The organism is Streptomyces sp. BRA346 (genome assembly GCF_052851135.1).
Genome location: NZ_JAIWIH010000042.1, coordinates 14687 through 31414, shown reverse-complemented (window position 1 = coordinate 31414; position 16728 = coordinate 14687). Strand labels below are relative to the sequence as shown.

The 16728-nt window shown below is 68.5% G+C and carries 13 protein-coding genes and 2 pseudogenes; 2 read left to right on the top strand and 13 right to left on the bottom strand.

The window, feature by feature from the left end:
* Window positions 1-572 precede the first annotated feature (572 nt).
* The 6 genes from LCH29_RS36900 to LCH29_RS36875 form a co-directional block, all read right to left on the bottom strand.
* Window positions 573-803, bottom strand: coding sequence for an acyl carrier protein (locus LCH29_RS36900; RefSeq protein WP_446466041.1), 231 nt, complete (start codon window positions 801-803; stop codon window positions 573-575).
* Window positions 804-853: 50 nt separating this feature from the next.
* On the bottom strand, window positions 854-1876 hold the full coding sequence (locus tag LCH29_RS36895) for a beta-ketoacyl-ACP synthase III (protein ID WP_446466040.1): 1023 nt from the start codon (window positions 1874-1876) through the stop codon (window positions 854-856).
* A 402-nt stretch (window positions 1877-2278) separates the two neighbouring features.
* A complete protein-coding gene (gene prcB, locus LCH29_RS36890) occupies window positions 2279-3136 on the bottom strand; it encodes a proteasome subunit beta (protein ID WP_446466039.1) in 858 nt (285 codons plus the stop codon).
* Window positions 3137-3191: 55 nt separating this feature from the next.
* A complete protein-coding gene (locus LCH29_RS36885; RefSeq protein ID WP_446466038.1) occupies window positions 3192-3908 on the bottom strand; it encodes a thioesterase II family protein in 717 nt (238 codons plus the stop codon).
* A 90-nt stretch (window positions 3909-3998) separates the two neighbouring features.
* Window positions 3999-4598, bottom strand: a complete 600-nt coding sequence (locus tag LCH29_RS36880) for a LuxR C-terminal-related transcriptional regulator (RefSeq protein ID WP_446466037.1) — start codon at window positions 4596-4598, stop codon at window positions 3999-4001.
* A 519-nt stretch (window positions 4599-5117) separates the two neighbouring features.
* The gene (locus tag LCH29_RS36875; protein ID WP_446466036.1) at window positions 5118-5432 is read right to left on the bottom strand and encodes a hypothetical protein; all 315 of its coding nucleotides are present in this window, start codon (window positions 5430-5432) and stop codon (window positions 5118-5120) included.
* A 638-nt stretch (window positions 5433-6070) separates the two neighbouring features.
* Between LCH29_RS36875 and LCH29_RS36870 the strand changes: the two genes are divergently transcribed.
* Window positions 6071-6613: a class I SAM-dependent DNA methyltransferase gene (locus LCH29_RS36870; protein ID WP_446466035.1), complete on the top strand. Its 543-nt coding sequence runs from the start codon at window positions 6071-6073 to the stop codon at window positions 6611-6613.
* Window positions 6614-6636: 23 nt separating this feature from the next.
* Here LCH29_RS36870 and LCH29_RS36865 read toward each other — a convergent pair whose 3' ends face one another.
* From LCH29_RS36865 to LCH29_RS36845, 5 genes are all read right to left on the bottom strand, one after another.
* Entirely contained in the window at window positions 6637-6819 is a 183-nt protein-coding gene (locus tag LCH29_RS36865) for a hypothetical protein (protein WP_446466034.1), read from the bottom strand.
* Between the two features lie 196 nt (window positions 6820-7015).
* Window positions 7016-7609, bottom strand: a complete 594-nt coding sequence (locus LCH29_RS36860) for a hypothetical protein (protein WP_446466033.1) — start codon at window positions 7607-7609, stop codon at window positions 7016-7018.
* Window positions 7610-8079: 470 nt separating this feature from the next.
* A complete protein-coding gene (locus LCH29_RS36855) occupies window positions 8080-10662 on the bottom strand; it encodes an NlpC/P60 family protein (RefSeq protein ID WP_446466032.1) in 2583 nt (860 codons plus the stop codon).
* Window positions 10663-11107: 445 nt separating this feature from the next.
* Window positions 11108-12769 carry a glycoside hydrolase family 27 protein gene (locus LCH29_RS36850; RefSeq protein WP_446466052.1) on the bottom strand — a complete coding sequence of 554 codons (1662 nt, stop codon included), beginning with the start codon at window positions 12767-12769 and terminating at the stop codon, window positions 11108-11110.
* A 107-nt stretch (window positions 12770-12876) separates the two neighbouring features.
* Window positions 12877-14451: a family 43 glycosylhydrolase gene (locus LCH29_RS36845; protein WP_446466031.1), complete on the bottom strand. Its 1575-nt coding sequence runs from the start codon at window positions 14449-14451 to the stop codon at window positions 12877-12879.
* A gap of 492 nt (window positions 14452-14943) precedes the next feature.
* On the opposite strand from LCH29_RS36845, the pseudogene LCH29_RS36840 reads away from it, so the two are divergent.
* Window positions 14944-15974, top strand: a pseudogene (locus LCH29_RS36840) (LacI family DNA-binding transcriptional regulator).
* A gap of 405 nt (window positions 15975-16379) precedes the next feature.
* Here LCH29_RS36840 and LCH29_RS36835 read toward each other — a convergent pair.
* Window positions 16380-16520: a hypothetical protein gene (locus tag LCH29_RS36835; protein ID WP_446466054.1), complete on the bottom strand. Its 141-nt coding sequence runs from the start codon at window positions 16518-16520 to the stop codon at window positions 16380-16382.
* A gap of 2 nt (window positions 16521-16522) precedes the next feature.
* A pseudogene (locus LCH29_RS36830) lies at window positions 16523-16666 on the bottom strand (integrase core domain-containing protein); the annotation flags it as partial.
* Window positions 16667-16728: the final 62 nt, after the last annotated feature.

Here is a 16728-nt window from a genome sequence, read left to right as displayed (position 1 = left end):
CCATGCGTTCGACCAGACGCCACCGGTGAGCGGGTGAGACCAGCAGGAAAGATTGGTATGCGGCCCGGCTGGGGCCCGGCGTCCGGTCAGCTCGGCCCCGGGACGAACAGCCCCGGCGCAACGGCGCCATCCCCGCGCCGCCTTCCGGCGTATTCGACGACTCCGGTATCGGCGCTCAGGTCCGTCCGGTCGGCAGGCTGCCACGCAGAGGCCTTCGGCAGGGCCCGGCAGCGGGTGAGTGCCCCCGTCTTTCCGGTGAACGTGCCGCGGGATCACGCGAGCGGCGGCCGGAGCCGATCACCCTGAGTCCCACCCTCGTCGTGGCGGACGGCACGGAGAGTCTCCCGCTGCCCGGTCGGAGCCGACGGTGAGTTTCCCTCCCCGCGCGTTCCTGCGCGGGAACACGTTTCCGGACGGACGCCGGCACACCGGGAACCACAGCGCATCGGGCGACGGCGATGAGACCGTACGGAGCATCGACGCCCGCGCCGGACCGGCGCCGGGCATCGGGCCGCCCGGCGCCGCTTCGCTATCCGCCCGTGCGAGGTGGCGTCCTCCCGTCCGCGCCGACGTCAGGCCGCCGCGTTCCTTTCCTCTATCAGCTTCGCCATGTCGCCGATCGTGGGGGCGGCCAGCAGCTCGTCGTCAGTGATCGTGATCGTGAAATCCTTCTCCAGGATGATGGAGAGTTCGACGATGGACAGCGAATCCAGTTCGGCCTCCTCGACGGTGGCCTCCGGGGTGATCTTCTCCGAGGTCGCCTTGAGTTTGCCGACCAGTACTTCTTTGAGCGTCTCGAACATGGGACGGTCCCATTCCTCTGTGTAGGGGGCGTTCCTGCGTGTAGGAGGCGTCAGGCAGTGGGCAGCTTGGGCCAAGTGAGCGTGGCCGCGCCCCAGGCGAGTCCACCGCCGAACGCGGTGAGCAGGGTCCGGTGCCCTTCGGCAAGACTGCTGTCCTCAGCGGCCTGGGCGAGCAGCAGCGGGATGGAGGCGGCGCCGGTGTTACCGACCCGGGAAATGTTCGACAACCGGTGCCCGGCCGGTATGGCCAGCTCGTCCGCGACGGCCTCGAGGATCCGGGCGTTGGCCTGGTGGGCGGCGAACCGGTCGACGTCTTCCAGACACCAGCCGGCGGACTCGACGGCGTGCCGGGATGCCGCCGACATCCGCTCCACGGCCTGCCGGAACGTGTCACGTCCCTCCATCTGGAAGAACTCTTCGCCCGGGCCGCAGGACCGGCTCCGGGAACGCTGGCGTGAACCACCGGCCGGCACCTGGATGAGGTGTGCGAACCTGCCGTCGCTGCCGAGTACCACGGGACCCACCGCACCGGGCTCGTCGGCCCGGCCCGCTCGCAGCACCACGGCGCCCGCCCCATCCGCGAAGATCACCGCTGTGGAACGGTCCTTCGGGTCGACGATGGTAGTGAAGGCGTCCGCCCCGATCAGCAGAACCTGCCGCGCCGTCCCTGAGGCGATCAGCCCCGCCGCTGTCGCCAGACCGTAGAGGAAACCGGCGCAGACCGCCGAAATGTCGAAAGCCGGCACTCCCACGAGCCCGAGACGGGCCGCCACGTCCGGCGCGGTGGCCGGGCAGGGCCGGTCGGGAGTGGTCGTGGCGAGCACGACTGCTCCTATCTCCCGATCGTCCGCGGATCCCAGTGCCCTCCGGCCCGCCTCGAACGCGAGATCCGATGTGGCCATACCGGGGGAGATCACGTGCCGGGTTCTGATGCCGGTACGGGTGCGGATCCACTCGTCCGACGTGTCGAGGCGGGCGCACAGATCGTCATTGGTGACAACGTCCGGAGGCACCCATCCGCCGACACCCGCCACCACCACCGCCCGTTCCCTCTCCTCGTACCTCACCGGCATGTACGAACCTCCCTGGTCAAGTGGTCATGCCCGCCCGGGCGTCGGCAGAATTCCACGCACTCGTCGATGCCCACCAAGAATCCCAGTGAGCCTCGCCAACGAAACAATTCGCCGACTTACTGCCGCCCATTTCCTACTCCATGCAAGGGAATCCCCCGTCATCTTAATCACCCATGACCCTACTCGGAGATTTCCGAGAATTTCGTGTCCACCTATGTACACTCCAAGCGTTTAGGGCGGGACAGGAAGGGAACAGGGGTGTATCTTGCATGGCGAGGCGTTACGGCAGGGGTGGGTCCCCGCCGCCGGACATGAACGGGAACACCCGGACGCGGAAATGCCGGAGGGGCGGGCCCGAATCGGGCCCGCCCCTCCGGGACGGTGTGGCAGGAGGCTGCCGGTTCACAGGGCGACAGTGGGTCCTTCCGGCTGGCGTGACCGCTGCTCGACCACCAGGCGGCTCAGTTCCTCGGTATTCGCCTCGTCCATCCGCTCGTAGCCTTCCTCGGTGATCGACGCGACGATCGGGAATATCCTCCGGGAAATGTCCGGGCCGCCGGTCGCCGTGTCGTCGTCCGCCGCGTCGTACAGCGCCTGAAGCGCGGCCAGCGCGGCTTCCCGGCGCGAGAGCCCCGGCCGGTAGAGTTTCTTCAACGCTCCCCGGGCATAGGGAGAACCGGATCCCACGGTGTGGAAGTCCTGCATCTCGTACGGCCCGCCGGTCACGTCGTAGCTGAAGATCCGACCCTGCTTGCCCTCCGGGGCGAGTAGGTCGTACCCGGCGAGCATGGGTACTACGGTGAGACCCTGCATGGCCTGGCCGAGGTTGTTCCGGATCATGGTGGCCAGCCGGTTGGCCTTGCCGTCCAGGGTCATCGCCGTACCCTCGACCTTTTCGAAGTGGGCCAGCTCGACCTGGTAGAGCTTCACCATGTCCAGCGCGAGACCTACGGTTCCGGCGAATGCCACCGCCGTGTGTTCGTCCGCGGGATACACCTTTTCCAGATCACGCTGAGCGATGAGATTTCCCATCGTCGCGCGCCGGTCACCGGCCATCATCACACCGTCCGCATATGTGAGGGCCAGCACGGTGGTACCGTGGGGAATCTGATCCTCTGTCAGCCCTGGGGCTCCGGCGGCACGCTTCCCGCGACCGGGCATCAGGTCCGGGTCGTACCTCTCTATGAACTCCATGAACGACGACGTTCCGGTGGTGAACAGCCAGGGCGTCAGCGGCTGCCCGCCGGTAGTCCCAGTCACTCGGTGTCCCCTTTCTGTGTGGGCCGAAGCTGTTCGGAACCTACCAAACATCCGATCATCGGAAACCCTCCGCGGCCAGCCTGTCGGTCAGTTCCCGAAGCCGGACCGCCGGTTCCGGCCTGTCGAAGAGATAGAAATGGCCACCAGGGAATCCCTCGTGGTCCGGCTGCTGAGCACACGACTCGGACCAGGCCAGCCGGTCCGCCTCGGCCAGGGTGAAGTCGTCCAGCCCGTACCAGACCAGGTACGGCACCCTGGATGGTGGACCGGGCGGCAGGATGTAGGTATCGGCCAAGTGCAGATCGTGCCCGAGCTGGCTGACGGCGGCTTCCGCGAACTCCGGGTCCTCCAGGAACTCCGGGGCGGTGCCGCCGAACGTACGCAGATCCTCCATGACGCTGGAGGCGGACCGCACAAGGAATGGAGCGGCGGGCATCGAAGCCTCCCCGGCGGCCACCACCGGCCCCTTGGACGCGGAGACCACAAGCGTCTTGACCAGTGCCGCCCGGTCGGGCGGAAGCGCCGCGACAAGATTGTGCGCGAACAGGGCGCCGAGGCTGTGCCCGATCACCACGGTTGGCCGGTCGACAAGGCGGAGAAAGTCCGGAAGGAACCGCTCATACGCCGAATGAAAATCGGCGGCTGGCGCACTTTCCGACTCACCGAACCGCCCTCCGAGCTCAAAGAGGAATCCACCACAGTCGTCCGGAAGCTCCTTCAGCGCCGGCAGAAACGAGGAGGCCGATCCCCCGGCGTGATGGAAAGCGATCAATCGGACCGGAGCGTCGGCTCCCGGAAGACTATGGTATGTCACAGGCGTGGCCACGGTATGCATCACCCTTCAAGTCGGAGGAATGTACTGTCAGGTGGCCGGCGGCCACGTTCCGACCTTGAGCAGGCCCACCGAATAAGCCTTGGAGACCAACTCGGTCCGGTTGTCGGCCTGGAATTGCCTCATTAGCTCGCCAAGATGGTACGAGATACCGTTCTTGCTCATGTGGAGCTGGGATGCCAGTTTGGCGGTGGACAGGCCACGCGCCACCCCCTCTAAGATCCTGCGGCCCATCTCGCTCAGAGTGGCCTTTTTGCTCTTATCGCTCGCGCCCACCGTCAAGCTACCGTCCGGCTGCCATAAAGCGATCAGACCAGGGCCTCCCTCGAATCCGCTCACGGCCACACCCACCAGGTTTCCAACGACGAACCCCCCGTTCCCCCGAGCCATGGCGACTTCCTCGGAGAATCGGATCCGCCGACCCTCCAGAACTTCGGTCATTAAATAACTCAAATACTCCTTTGCTCCCGGATGAATGAAACCGGAGAGATGCTCCCCGATGACTTTCTCCCTCGCTCCCGAGAAGTAATGAAGGAAACTGGGACTCGCCCACAGGATTCCCCCCTCTGCGTCAATCACGGCCATGCTGATTCCGGATTGCATGAGCAGCGCCCTATGGAATGTTTCCACGTCGTTAACGGCTATAGGCACAACTACCCCTTCGATCGAGTATGCCCAGAAACGGCGACGAGTGAACAGTAAGCGAGCACTTGAAGAGCAAAGCACGAGCGGCGCCGACACCCGCTAGATTGCGCCACAGCAGCGAGCGGCCCAAGGGTATATGCCAATCCGCAAGTACCTGCTATGCACAACTTATCGTAGGATCTATGCGCCGCGCCGTGCATCACGGACGATCCCAGGAAATCACAACACTTTCCAGGGGCCTGATGTCGGCGTCGAACATATGCACGATATAGTCGGAGGTTGGGGCGTTTTTGTGGGTAAGTGCCCTTTGTATTCATGACTTATGCGCAACCGTGAATTCCCGGTCGCAGAACGCGTGCCCCGACCCGGGTGAGCCCCCCGGGGAAGCGGAACCATCAGTGCGCCCCACTGCCCGACACGGCGACCCCCGCCTGTGGTAGCAAGGCGGGACTGATCCGTCGCGAAGGATTGAGCGCGCTTGGTCGAGTGCTGCCATTGCGTCGGTCAGGCGTAGCAGCTCCCGGTTTTCCCGGTCAGTGCGTGTGTGGGGCACGCCGCCCCGCGCAGGTCGTTCAGAGGTTTGGTTTCTTCGACTTCCACTCCGGGGCCGCGTGGGACGACTTCCGCGAGGGCGCCGAGGATGCTGGACAGGTCTGATTCGAAGCTGGTGATGTCGAAGTAGGAGCGGTCGGCGTCCAGGGTGGCGACAAGTTTCCCGGGCTCGGTGCTCAAGGCGAAGGAGTGCAGGCCATGCCGGCGTCCGAGCTGGCGAATGGTCGTGGCATTGGCGCGGAGCTTTGCGGTGGTGGCCGACCTCACGGCTCATACTCCCCAGCGCTTTCGGGCACCGGAATCGACAGGGGCCAGAATATCGGAGTGTGGCAGCAGGGTGGGCCTGCTCGGGAGGGGGCTGGGAGCGGTGTCCTCTTGCTCCGTACGGCGGTGTACGACGATCGGACATCGTCAGCGGGCGAAGCATCGCGAACGCGTTCGTCACGCCGAGTAAGCCGGCCGCAGCAGCACGGTCGATCATCTTGCCGCGGTCGCGCCAGCCTCGCGAGAGCGCCTGTTGTGGCGACTTCGCCGGTCGACCTCCGGTACACCGTGCGCGCCACCTCCCACCAGGGCGGGTGCCATTTACGGAAAGCGCACTGCCGCCGCTGGGCTCGCGTCTTCGTATGCCGAGGCCAGCGCCTGCTCCGGATCGCTGATCGACGTGGGTGTCGGTTGCAGCGGCCGGGCGTCCGCATCATCGGCCGCCTCGGGCCGTCGCTCGCGCTCCGGCCCCGCACGCGGTTCCGCCATTCCGCCGTGGTGATCGTCGGCGGCATCCTGGCCCGCACCGGCCCGGCGCACTGGCACTCGCACTGGCGAGGGCCGGCTCGTGTTCGGAAGCGTTTTGGGCCTCCGGCGGAGATCGGTCGTGGGCGGGGTGGCGGGTGTGCCATGGTGATCGCATGACGTGGAACGGTGAGGAGTACCAGGCCCGGTTCGACCGCATCGCCGTCGAGGGAGGGGATGTCCATGGTGAAGCCGCGCTGGTCCGTTCCTTCGCCCCGTCCACGGTCCTCGACGCGGGCTGTGGCACCGGGCGGGTGGCCATCGAGCTGGCCCGCCACGGGATCGCCGTGACGGGCGTGGACGTCGACGAGTCGATGCTCGCCACCGCCCGGCGCCGGGCGCCGGGGATCAGCTGGTACCAGCGCGACCTGGTGGACCTCGACCTCGGGCAGTTGTTCGACGTTGTGGTGATGGCGGGCAACGTCCCCCTGTTCACCCCGCCGGGAACGGAGCCGGCCCTGGTGGCCGGGGTTGCCGGTCACGTCCGTCCGGCTGGGCGCCTGGTCGCCGGGTTCTCCCTGAACCGCGGTTACACGCTGGACGACTACGACGCTCACTGCCATGCGCAGGGACTCACCTTCGAAGCCCGGTACGCGACGTGGTCCCGGGACCCTTACACCGGCGGAGAGTACGCCGTTTCCGTGCACCGCAGGCCCTGACCGGCCACCGCCGGGCCCGGCGCTCAGGACAGTGCGCCCCGGAGTGCGTCGGCCAACTCCGCCGGACGGTCGCGCAGCAGGTTGTGCTCGGCGGCGATCAGCGCGGTCGTGTGGCCGCTCGTCGTCAGCGCAGCCCACGCGGCGATGTCCTCCTCGGCGACGGTCTCGTCCTCCGTGGCGCGGATGGCCAGGATCGGCGACGCCACGGGTGGCCATCGGGTGGTTCCGGCAAGGTACTCAGCGCCTCCCGCCCGGGCAGACGGATCGCCACCGGGCGGGGGTCCGGAGCCAGGGCCCGGCCCAATGCCAGCACCGCCCCGACGCCCGCGCCCGCGTGCGGGAACAGGTATGCCACCCGCCCCGGCCGCTCGGCGGGCACGAGGTCCACCAGCCAGTTCTCGCTCACCGCAACTCCTTCGTCTCTGCCGGGTCCAGGACGGCGGCGAGGGAGCGGAGGTAGTCGCAGGCGGTATTCAGAAGGCGTTCCGCCTGGCCGCCGTCGCCCGCGTGCGCCAGCCGCAACCTCATCTCGTCCCCCTTCGTGTACGCGCTGAACTCCCAGTGAAACGGCCTGGGGTTATCCGGGGCCCGGTCACCCCGGTGCGGCAACGGGACTTCCACCAGGCTGTCGTCGCCCCGTCCGGCCGTGCCGGTGAACACCGTTCCGAGTCTGCCCAGGTAGTTCACGCTCACCCACGGGCGTTCCGCCTCCGCGGGCCGGGACCGAACGGCGGTGTCCGAGGCGCCGTACCGCACAACTAGGCCGTGTTCGAGGGCATGGCGTGAACGGGCCTCCCGGGCACTGTCGAGCGCCTCGCGCGGCTCGGCATCCGGTGCGGCGTCGACCAGCACGAGGACCAGGGTGGTGAACCAGCCCACTGCCCGCGACAGGTCCGCACCGCCGACCACCTCCTCTTCGCGACCGTGCAGTTCCATCACGACGCGGAGCCCGCGGCAGCCCAGGTCGGCGGCTGCGCCCGCTGCGGCTGCCAGCACGGCGTCAGCCGGGTGCGCGCCCCGACTCCGTAGGCCCTCGAGCAGGGAACGCCAGGGCGATGAGACCGCACCGAAGCAGCGACGGCCTCGTCATCCTGGTGATCAGGTCCTGCGCCTGGGCCCCGGCCCACCAGCCGATGGATCCCGCGAGCAGGGGCAGGCCCGCGGCCGCGGGCCCGAAGCCGTGGAGCGTGGCGAGGGACAGCGGCACGACGGAAGCAGTTTTGAAGCGTTACGGGGCCTGCTCGACGATGCTCTTCAACTCATCGACGAGCTCGAAGAAACCGGGCGGGGAACTCGGGGCCCTGAGCGGGGATACGGGCGGAGTCGTTGTCGTCCATACCGGCCTGGTCGCGTGCCCGCAACCAGGCGTGACGTTTCGCAACCAGGCGCTCCGCCATGACGGGTGAACGGACATCGCGGAGGCCGCCGCTCCGCTGCGGGGCGGCGGCCTCCGGTGGTGAGGGCTGTCAGGCCGGGGGCGGGTTGCCCGGCTTGCACTCCGGGATGCCGTCCTGCCAGGCGCCGCCCTTGAGGTAGATGTTGCTGATCCACCCCTTGCGGTCCGAGAGGTAGCTCCAGGCGTCGTTGGTGTAGCCCTCGGAGGTCATCGTCTGGGCATGTTTCTGGCACTGCACGCGCACCTGGCTCGGCGCCGGCAGCGTGCTGACCACGGGCGCCTGCTGCGAGGCGTCCGCGCGGATCTTGACGTTGTCGCCCCAGGTGCCGCGGTAGTCGGGGCTGTCGCCGATGCCGCCGCCCGGTTCTGTGGCGCACTCCGGGACGCCGTCGAGCCAGGCTCCGCCGCGGATATAGATGTTGGAGATCCAGGCGTTGTGGTCGGGCAGGTGGGACCAGGCGTCGTTGGTGATCCCGCCCGAGGTGACCTGCTCGCCGCGGGCCTGGCAGTCGATCCGCAGCTGCGTCGGCCCCGGCAGCACCTCGGTGGCCGGGGTGCCGGTCGACGGGCCGCTGCGCAGCTGCACGTCGGTGCCCCAGCTCATGTGCTCAGCCCCGGGGTCGCCGCCGGCCGGTGGTGCGGGAGATCCGGCGTCGCCGGAGCAGGCCGGGATGCCGGGGAGCCAGCCTGGGCCCTTGACGTAGACGTTGGAGATCCAGCTGCCGCCGTGGTCCGGCAGGTGCGACCAGACGTCGTTGGTGTAGCCGTCGGCCGTCACCGTCTCGGCGCGCATCTGGCAGTCGATGCGGATGCCGGTCGGGCCGGGGAACGTCGTCTGCACCGGGGAGCCAGCGGCCGGCTCGGTGTGGGTGTTGACGTTGGTGCCCCAGGTGGAGTTCGGGGCGTTGCCCTGGCCGCCGCCACCGCCCTGGCCGCTGACACGGACGGCGCCGGCGTAGTCGTCGTGGCTGCGCAGCTCGGCCACCCGGATCTTCTCGTTGGACTGCGGCGCCTCGGCGATCATTCCGTTGCCGAGGTAGATCGCGACATGGTGAATGCTGCCGGGGCCACCGAAGAACACCAGGTCGCCGGGGAGCAGCGCGGCCTCGCCCTGCTGGGCCGTCATGCGCACCGGCCAGGAGGCGTTGTACATCTGCGAGGCGGTGCGGTCGCCGAGGATGTCGTGCCCTGCCGCCTTGTAGTACGCGTAGCGCACGAAGCCGGAGCAGTCGAAGCCCTTGCGCTCAGGGTCGAACCGGCTGCGCTCGGGGTCGGAGGAGTCGACGTGCCCGAAGGTGGCCTGCGGCGGGCTGACACTGTGGCCGCCGCCCCAGGTGTACCAGGTGTCGGCGGCGACCTCCGCGCACGCCTCCCGGATCGCGGCGGTGGACATGCCGTCGGTGGGGCCGTGCGGGTTGCACGACTTGTCGTTCGGGTCGAACAGCGTCGGCGGCGGGTTGTCCGGCCGCGCGGCCGCGGGCGGCGGCGCCTGCGGCGGTGCCACCGGGCCCTTGCCGCCGCCGGCACCGCCCTGGCCGGGCGCGATCGGCGGGCCCGGCGGGGTCTGTGCGCGGTGCTGCTGGTGCTGGACGGCGCGGTTGACGACGCGTTTGCCCATCTCGACCGGCGTGGGTCCGGGCTCGTACGGATCGGAGCGAGCCTGGTCCTCGTAGTCCCTGTGCGGACCCTGACCCATGCCGAGCCTGAGGAGCTGTGCGGTGAGCTGCGCTCCTGCTGGTGCCCCGATGCCCAGCGGAGGACGCTCCGTGTTGCAGAAGGAGTCCTCGGTACGGCAGATGTCGAAGTACCTGCCGTTCCCGCCCAGTCCGGAGAACTCCTCCGGCACCATGATCCGGCCCAGCGCCCCTCCGAGCCCAGGGTCGGACTCCACCGATTCAGGTTTGGGCGGCCGCTCGAACTCACCGGGGAGGACCGGGCTGTCGTACCTGATCGGTTCGAAGGACCCGGACTTCGTCTCCATCTGGCGGGCCTCGTTCGGTCGGCCGGCCATCCCGCGCTGATTGTTCATCCGGCTGGGGTCCGCGATGTTCAGGATGCCGGCCACCACGTCCTGGTGCTCCTTCACCAGCGGCTCCTGCATGGCCCGCTTGATCACGTGCGCGCCCATGGAGTAGCCGGCGAGGATGACGTTGGTGCTCGCCCCGCAGGTCCTGTCGTACCACTCGATCCGCTGGGCGAGCAGGCCCTGGGCCGCCTCCACGTTCGCCCAGTAGTCCGACCTCCCGGAGTTGTACGGAAAGGCGTGGAGGTCGACGAGGTACTTGCCGTTCGGATGCTCGTCGGACGGGACCGGGGGGCGGGGGTTCACGTTGGGCGGCGAGGTCCCGATGCCGTGATCCTCCAGAGCCTCGGTGATGCCCCACAGGTAGGGGTTGAGCTGCGGATGGCCGAAGGGCTCCTGGGCCGAGAGCTGGTGTCCCCCGCCGGCCAGGCTCAGGACCACCCAGTTCGCGCAGTGCGAAGGCTCGAAGTCAGGCGCGTTCGACGGGGGAGGCTGCGTCGGTGGCGGAGGCGGCGGCGGTTCCGCGGCGGCCTGCTGCGCGGGCGCGGAGAGCAGCGTGCCCACCAGCGCCACGGCGATGAGGAGGGCCCGGGCAAGCAGTGTGGGCGCGGGCGGTCGTGAGCGTGCCAAGTCAGGATCCCCCGTTTTCGCGGTATGCGATGCCGGTACATGCCGATCAATCACGCTGGCAGCCTCGCCAGGAGGGCCTCAACTTCCCTTACTGAACCATCGGTTGATGGTCACCACACCTTCACGTCGGCAACCCCCCGGCCACCAGCCGTCTGCGGCCGCGCTGCGCCACGCGGGTGAGGCGCTCCGGGCCGCGCTCAGCGCTTGATCAACCGCGCCTCCCGCAGGGTCCTTTGCATGATCGCGATGTGTCCGGGTTGGCCAGGCTCGACCGAGGGCCGTGAGCGGGCGGAGGAAGTCCCGTGCGTGTTGCCGGAGTCCGGCGGCGATGCCCAACGGTCATGGACTCATTTCGACGTAACGTCATTACTCCTCCTGGCTGAACGTTGACCTTGGGCTTGGCGGTGCGGGGGATGGTGCGCGTCCCCGCTGCCAGGCGGGTTCCTCAGGTGCGAGCCCACTTCTGGTGCGGCCGGCCGTTGCAGGTCCACAGGATCACCGCGGTTCCGTTGGCGGTGCCCGCCTGGCTGACATCGAGGCACAGTCCCGAGTGAACGTTGCGGATCGAGCCATCGGAGGTGAGCGTCCACTTCTGGTTGTTCTGTCCGTTGCACGGCCAGGTGACCACAGGGGTGCCGTTGGTGGTGCCCTGGTTGTAGGCGTCCAGGCACTTGTCGCCGTAGACGCGGATCTCGCCGCCAGGCCACGTGGTCCAGGACTGGTTCGCCGCGGTGTGGCAGTCCCAGATCAGTACGGTGGCGCCGGACGCGGTGGAGGCGTTGTCGACATCCAGGCAGCGGCCCGAGCCGGCACCACGCAAGCGGGATGTCGTGTTCTCCAGCGGGGTGCCCCCGGACACCCGGTACAGAGCGACGCCATGTGCCGGCACGCTCGCGGAGATCTGACCGCCGGTGGTGGATGTTGCCCCGGTCCACAGGTCGGTCAGGGTCAACGTTCCGCCGGACAGCCCGATCTGGGCCGCCGTAGTGGTGATCGCGGTGGTTCCGCCGCCGCGGTTGAACAGACCGACGGCGACCGAGCCGTCGGACAGGGGTTTGGCGAACACCTCGGCGGCGCCGTCGTCGCGCACCCGTCGTCCGCCCGCGCCCAGGGCGTCCTGGTTCACGGCCAGCAGACGTGGGTTGCGCAGGATGGCGCTGACCTCGGCGGACATGGTGCGGATGTCGTTGCCCGCCATCAGGGGCGCGGCCATCAGAGCCCACAGCGCGAAATGTGACCGGGACTCGGTCAGCGTGAGCCCCGGTCTGCCGACCACCAGCATGTCCGGGTCGTTCCAGTGGCCGGGGCCGTTTTGGGCGGCCAACGGAGCGTTGATGTCGACGACGTTTCCCACGCCCATCGGATAGCTGTTGGTGTTGCCGTTCTGCCAGATGTCCAGCAGGTCCTCGGTGGTGCGCCACAGGTCGGCGACCTGACCCCAGTCGTAGGTGGGGCCGGTGACGGCGTGGAAGCTGTTGGGGTTGATGCTGTAGACGATGGGACGTCCCGTGGCGCGGAGGGCGTCTCGCATGAGCGTGAACCGGGCGATCTGCTCCTCGCGGGTGCCCTCGGGAGAGCACCAGTCGTACTTCAGATAGTCCACGCCCCAGGAGGCGAAGGTGTTGGCGTCCCGCACCTCGTGTCCGCTGCTGCCGGTTGAGCCGGGGTAGGTGCCGACGCGCTGGGCGCAGGTGCGCTCGGTGGGCACCTGGTAGATCCCGAACTTGAGGCCGCGGCTGTGGATGTAGTCGCCCAGCGCCCTCATGCCGCTGGGGAACTTCGTCGGATGCGCGCGCAGGTTGCCTTGGGCGTCGCGCTGGGGATCGAACCAGCAGTCGTCGACCACGACGTAGTCGTAGCCGGCGTCCCGCATGCCCGAACTCACCATGGCGTCGGCGGCCTGTCGGATCACCGTCTCGTTGACGTTGTTGCAGCCGAAGCTGTTCCAGCTGTTCCAGCCCAGCGGCGGGGTGAGCGCCGGGCTTCCGGGCGCGGCCTGAGCCGGCGGCTGGGCCGGCACGGAGGAGAGCAGCGTCAGCGCGACAGCCGCCGCTGCCAGCAGGCGCGGCAGACGTCCGCGCTTCCTGGAGCGGTGAGCGATGGGCATGGGCATGTACCTCTCCTTTCACCGGGATGGAAAGCGTCATCAGACGTCTGTACTCGAGCCCGCGGTCATGTGAATGTCCGGTCGGGGTCACCGGCGGACGACCGCGTTCAGGGCGTGGTCAGTTCGAAGCGGCTGACGGTCACCGTGCCGCCGAGTGCCCGGGTGGCGTGGTTGAAGATGGCATAGCGATAGCCCATGAAGAACTGCCAGGCGTTGTTGAGGGTGAAGGCGGGGCCGAGGGGCGCGTAGGTGCTGCCGTTGATGCTGTAGGAGAACCGGGCTTGGCGGCCGGTGCCGGGGCGGATGTCGGTGGCGGCGCGCAGCCAGATGCGGGTGCCGGTGATGGCCGTGGTGGCGCGCTCGGTGCCGGTGCCGGTGGTGTTCCAGTTGCTGTCCATGGTCAGGCCGTCGACCATGGCCAGGCGGGTCGTGCCGTTCTCGCGTTGGAGGCCGATCCAGGCGGAGGAGTCGCGAAGCATGGCGAGGCCGGCTCGGTCGCCGTCGCGCATCTGGGCGTGGTCGAGGGTGATGGTGGCGGTGGAGCTGGGGCCCTGGATGCGGTGGGTGAGGGTGTTTCGGGCGGCGTAGAGGTCGTTGGTGACGGTGGCGGTGGTCAGGCGTAGGCCGTCGTTGACGGACCATCGACCGTTGTCGGGGTTGTGGTTCCACTCCCAGGCGGGTTTGAGGGTGGTCCCCTGGAAGGTGTCGACGCCGATGAGGGGTTCGACCTGACGGGGTGGTGGGGGGAGGTCGGGAGTGGGGTAGGCGGTGCCCCAGGCGCCGTTCACAAGGTGCAGCTGGGGCCAGCCGTCGGATGTCCAGGTGACGGGGGCGAGGGCGGGGACGCGTCCGCCGGGATAGGCGTCGACGAAGGCCAGGTAGTACCACTGGCCGTTCTGGGTCTGGACGAGTCCACCCTGGTGGGGGACACCGCCGCCGGGGATCGGTCCCGGCAGGTCGAGGAGGACCTGGCGGAGGGTGTAGGGGCCGAAGGGGCCCGAGGTGGACTTGAGGATGTACTGCCCGTTGGCCGGGCGGGTGAGGAAGATGTAGTAGTTCCCGTTGATCTTGTAGAAGCGGGAGCCCTCCAGTGTTCCGATGCCGGCGGGGGTGGAGAACACCTGCTGGGCGCGGACCTGGCTGCGGGCGTCCGGGGAGAGTTGGGCGACGCTGATCTGCGTGTTGCCGTAGGCCACGTAGAGGGTGTCGTCGGTGTCGACGAGCAGCCCGGCGTCGTAGTAGACGTGCGGCAGGTCGGCGTGCCGGGTCCAGGGGCCCTCGACCGACGTGGCGGTGTAGATGTAGGTGCGGGCGAAGTCGATCTGGCCCAGCCAGTAGAACGTGCGGTTCCTCGGCCGGTAGGCCAGCGACGACGCCCAGATGCCCCTCACGTAGCCACGCCCGCCGTTCAGGTCGTACTTGGCCCCGAAGTCCAGACGTGGTACCGAGTGGCCGGCGAACTCCCAGTTGACCAGGTCGTAGGAGCGCAGGATCGGTGCACCTGGCGAGTAGTGCATCGTCGAGGCCGAGTAGTAGTACGTGTCACCGACCCGGATGATGTCGATGTCGGCGAAGTCCTGCCAGATCACCGGATTGGTGAACGAGGCGGCGCCCACATGAGGCTCCTGGGTCGCCGCACGAGATAACGCGGCGTGTGCCGACTGCGCGCTGACCAGTGGCATCGCGGCTCCTGCGGCCAGTCCGGTGGCGGTGGTCAGTATTCCCCGGCGGCTGGGGACGTGTGGCTGTTCGGATGCGGGCACGGGTATCACTCTTCTCGGCGGGTGGGACGGAGGGCCGGGAGTGCGACGTGGTGCGCGGTTGTTGCTGCTCCGAGCGCCCGGGCCGCTTCCACCGGGCGTTCGCTTCGGGTCTCCATACGTCGGATTCCGGAGGTGCGTGCTCGCCATGCCCCGTGGATCTCGTCGGGTTGATCGGGTTGATGGTGGACGACGGCCGGAGCTCCGGACGGATGTGGGAGCGCTCCCATGGCAGTGTGTGCAGAAAGATCCCTCTTCACCGCAGGCTCCTGAGCGAATGATTTTGGGGAGTTCTACCGATCGTTATGGCGGTGAGGGGACCGTAGAAGTACCTCCTTGTGCCGTCAAGCCCCTGCGGTGGCCCTTGTTGCGGACAGCAGTGTTCTCTTCGAAAGGATCGGAGCGGCCAGTACACTGCCCCGTAGGTGCTCAGCCGACGGCCGCCAGGGCGAATCGCTGACCATCGCGCAGATCGCTCAGCGCGCCGGGGTCTCCGTAGCCACGGTCTCCAAGGTCGTCAACGGGCGGGCGGACGTGGCCCCGACGACCCGCTCGTTGATCGAGGGCATCATCCGCCGGCACGGGTACCGGCGGCAGAAGGCGGCGGGCCCCGCCGCCCTGCTCGAACTGGTCTTCCACGAGGTGCGCGGGCCCTACCCGACCGAGATCTTCCGCGGCGTCCGGCGAGTGGCCGCCGAACACCAACTGGCCGTCGTGGTTTCCGAGTTACGGGGCCGCCACACCCCGGAGCGAGGCTGGGTCGAGGGTGTGCTGGCCCGCCGCCCGACCGGTGTCGTCTCGGTGTTCTCAGGACCCAGCGGCGAGCAGGCCGAACAACTGCGCACCCGGGGCATACCGTTCGCGCTCGTCGATCCGACCGGGGATCCCGACCACGGCGCCCCGTCGGTGAGCGCGAGCAACTGGAGTGGCGGGCTGTCGGCGACCGGCACCTCCTGGAGCTCGGGCACCGGCGCATCGCCGTCATCACGGGAGGGGAGCACGTCCTGGCCGGCCGGGCCAGGCTGGACGGTTACCGGGCCGCCCTCGACATGGCCGGCATTCCGGTCGACCCCGCCCTCGTCCGCGTCGGCGACTTCCAGATCCTGGACGGACTCAAGCACACCCGGGACCTGCTGCGCCTCCCGGAGCCGCCGACCGCCGTCTTCACCGGCAACGACGGTCAGGCGCTCGGCGTCTACCGCGCGGCGGCCGAGGCCGGGCTGCGCGTTCCCGAGGACCTGAGTGTCGTCGGATTCGACGACCTCTTCCCGAGCCGGTGGCTCACCCCGCCCCTCACCACCGTGCGCCAGCCGCTCGCCGAGATGGCCGCCACCGCCGCCGGCATGGTGATTGCCCTTGCCCAGGGTCGGCCGCTCGAGCGCGGACGTGCGGAGCTCGCCACCGAACTTGTCGTCCGCGGGAGCACCGCTCCTTTTCGGGGCTGACGATCGAAACGATCGCGACCCGCTGACCAGGGCGGACACGGTCCGGAAAGGGCAGTTCGCCTCTGAAGGGTGTCCTTATTGCCGTACGGCGACCGACCAGGGGCTTTGCGATCGTTTGAGTATGGGCATGATCAGTAGTTGTGGGACTGCGACGGTCGATCGGCCGCGATTGTCGTGGGCCGAGCGTGCCGTGTTCTCCGCCCTCGCCCGGCACCTGCCACCGGTCTTACGCCGCCACCGGCTGGTCACTCCGGGCACGCTGCTGACCTGGCACCGGCCTCTGGTGCGCTGGAAGTGGCGCCAAGCACCGGTCATACCCGTGTGCCGCTCGAAAAGTCATCGCTGCATGTCATGCCGCGTATCTGTGCTCGTTGATGAGGGCGCCGAGGATCCGGGTGCGTAGGACTACGCCGGTGCTGAGGTCATGCGTCGCGGCGGGTGGTTCGTGGTTGTCGGGTGGTAGTTGTCGTTCCGGGTCGGGCGGGCGGTGACTCCGGTGATGTGCAGCCGCCGGGTGCCGTGCTTGAGGAACACCAGCGCGTACATCCGGCGAACCAGAACCGGTCGGCGGGCTCATAACGCACCGGTCCGGCCAACTGGCGGCGTAGGACCGCGTTCTCGTGCCGCAGCACCAGCAGTTCCGCGTCCTTCGCCGTCCCGCGGCGGAGGAGCACCGATGGAACAGCCAGCAGCTTCCGGGTCACCTTGTACAGCAAGGCGGCACGAGGGTGCGGTTCCGGATAGACCGCATTTC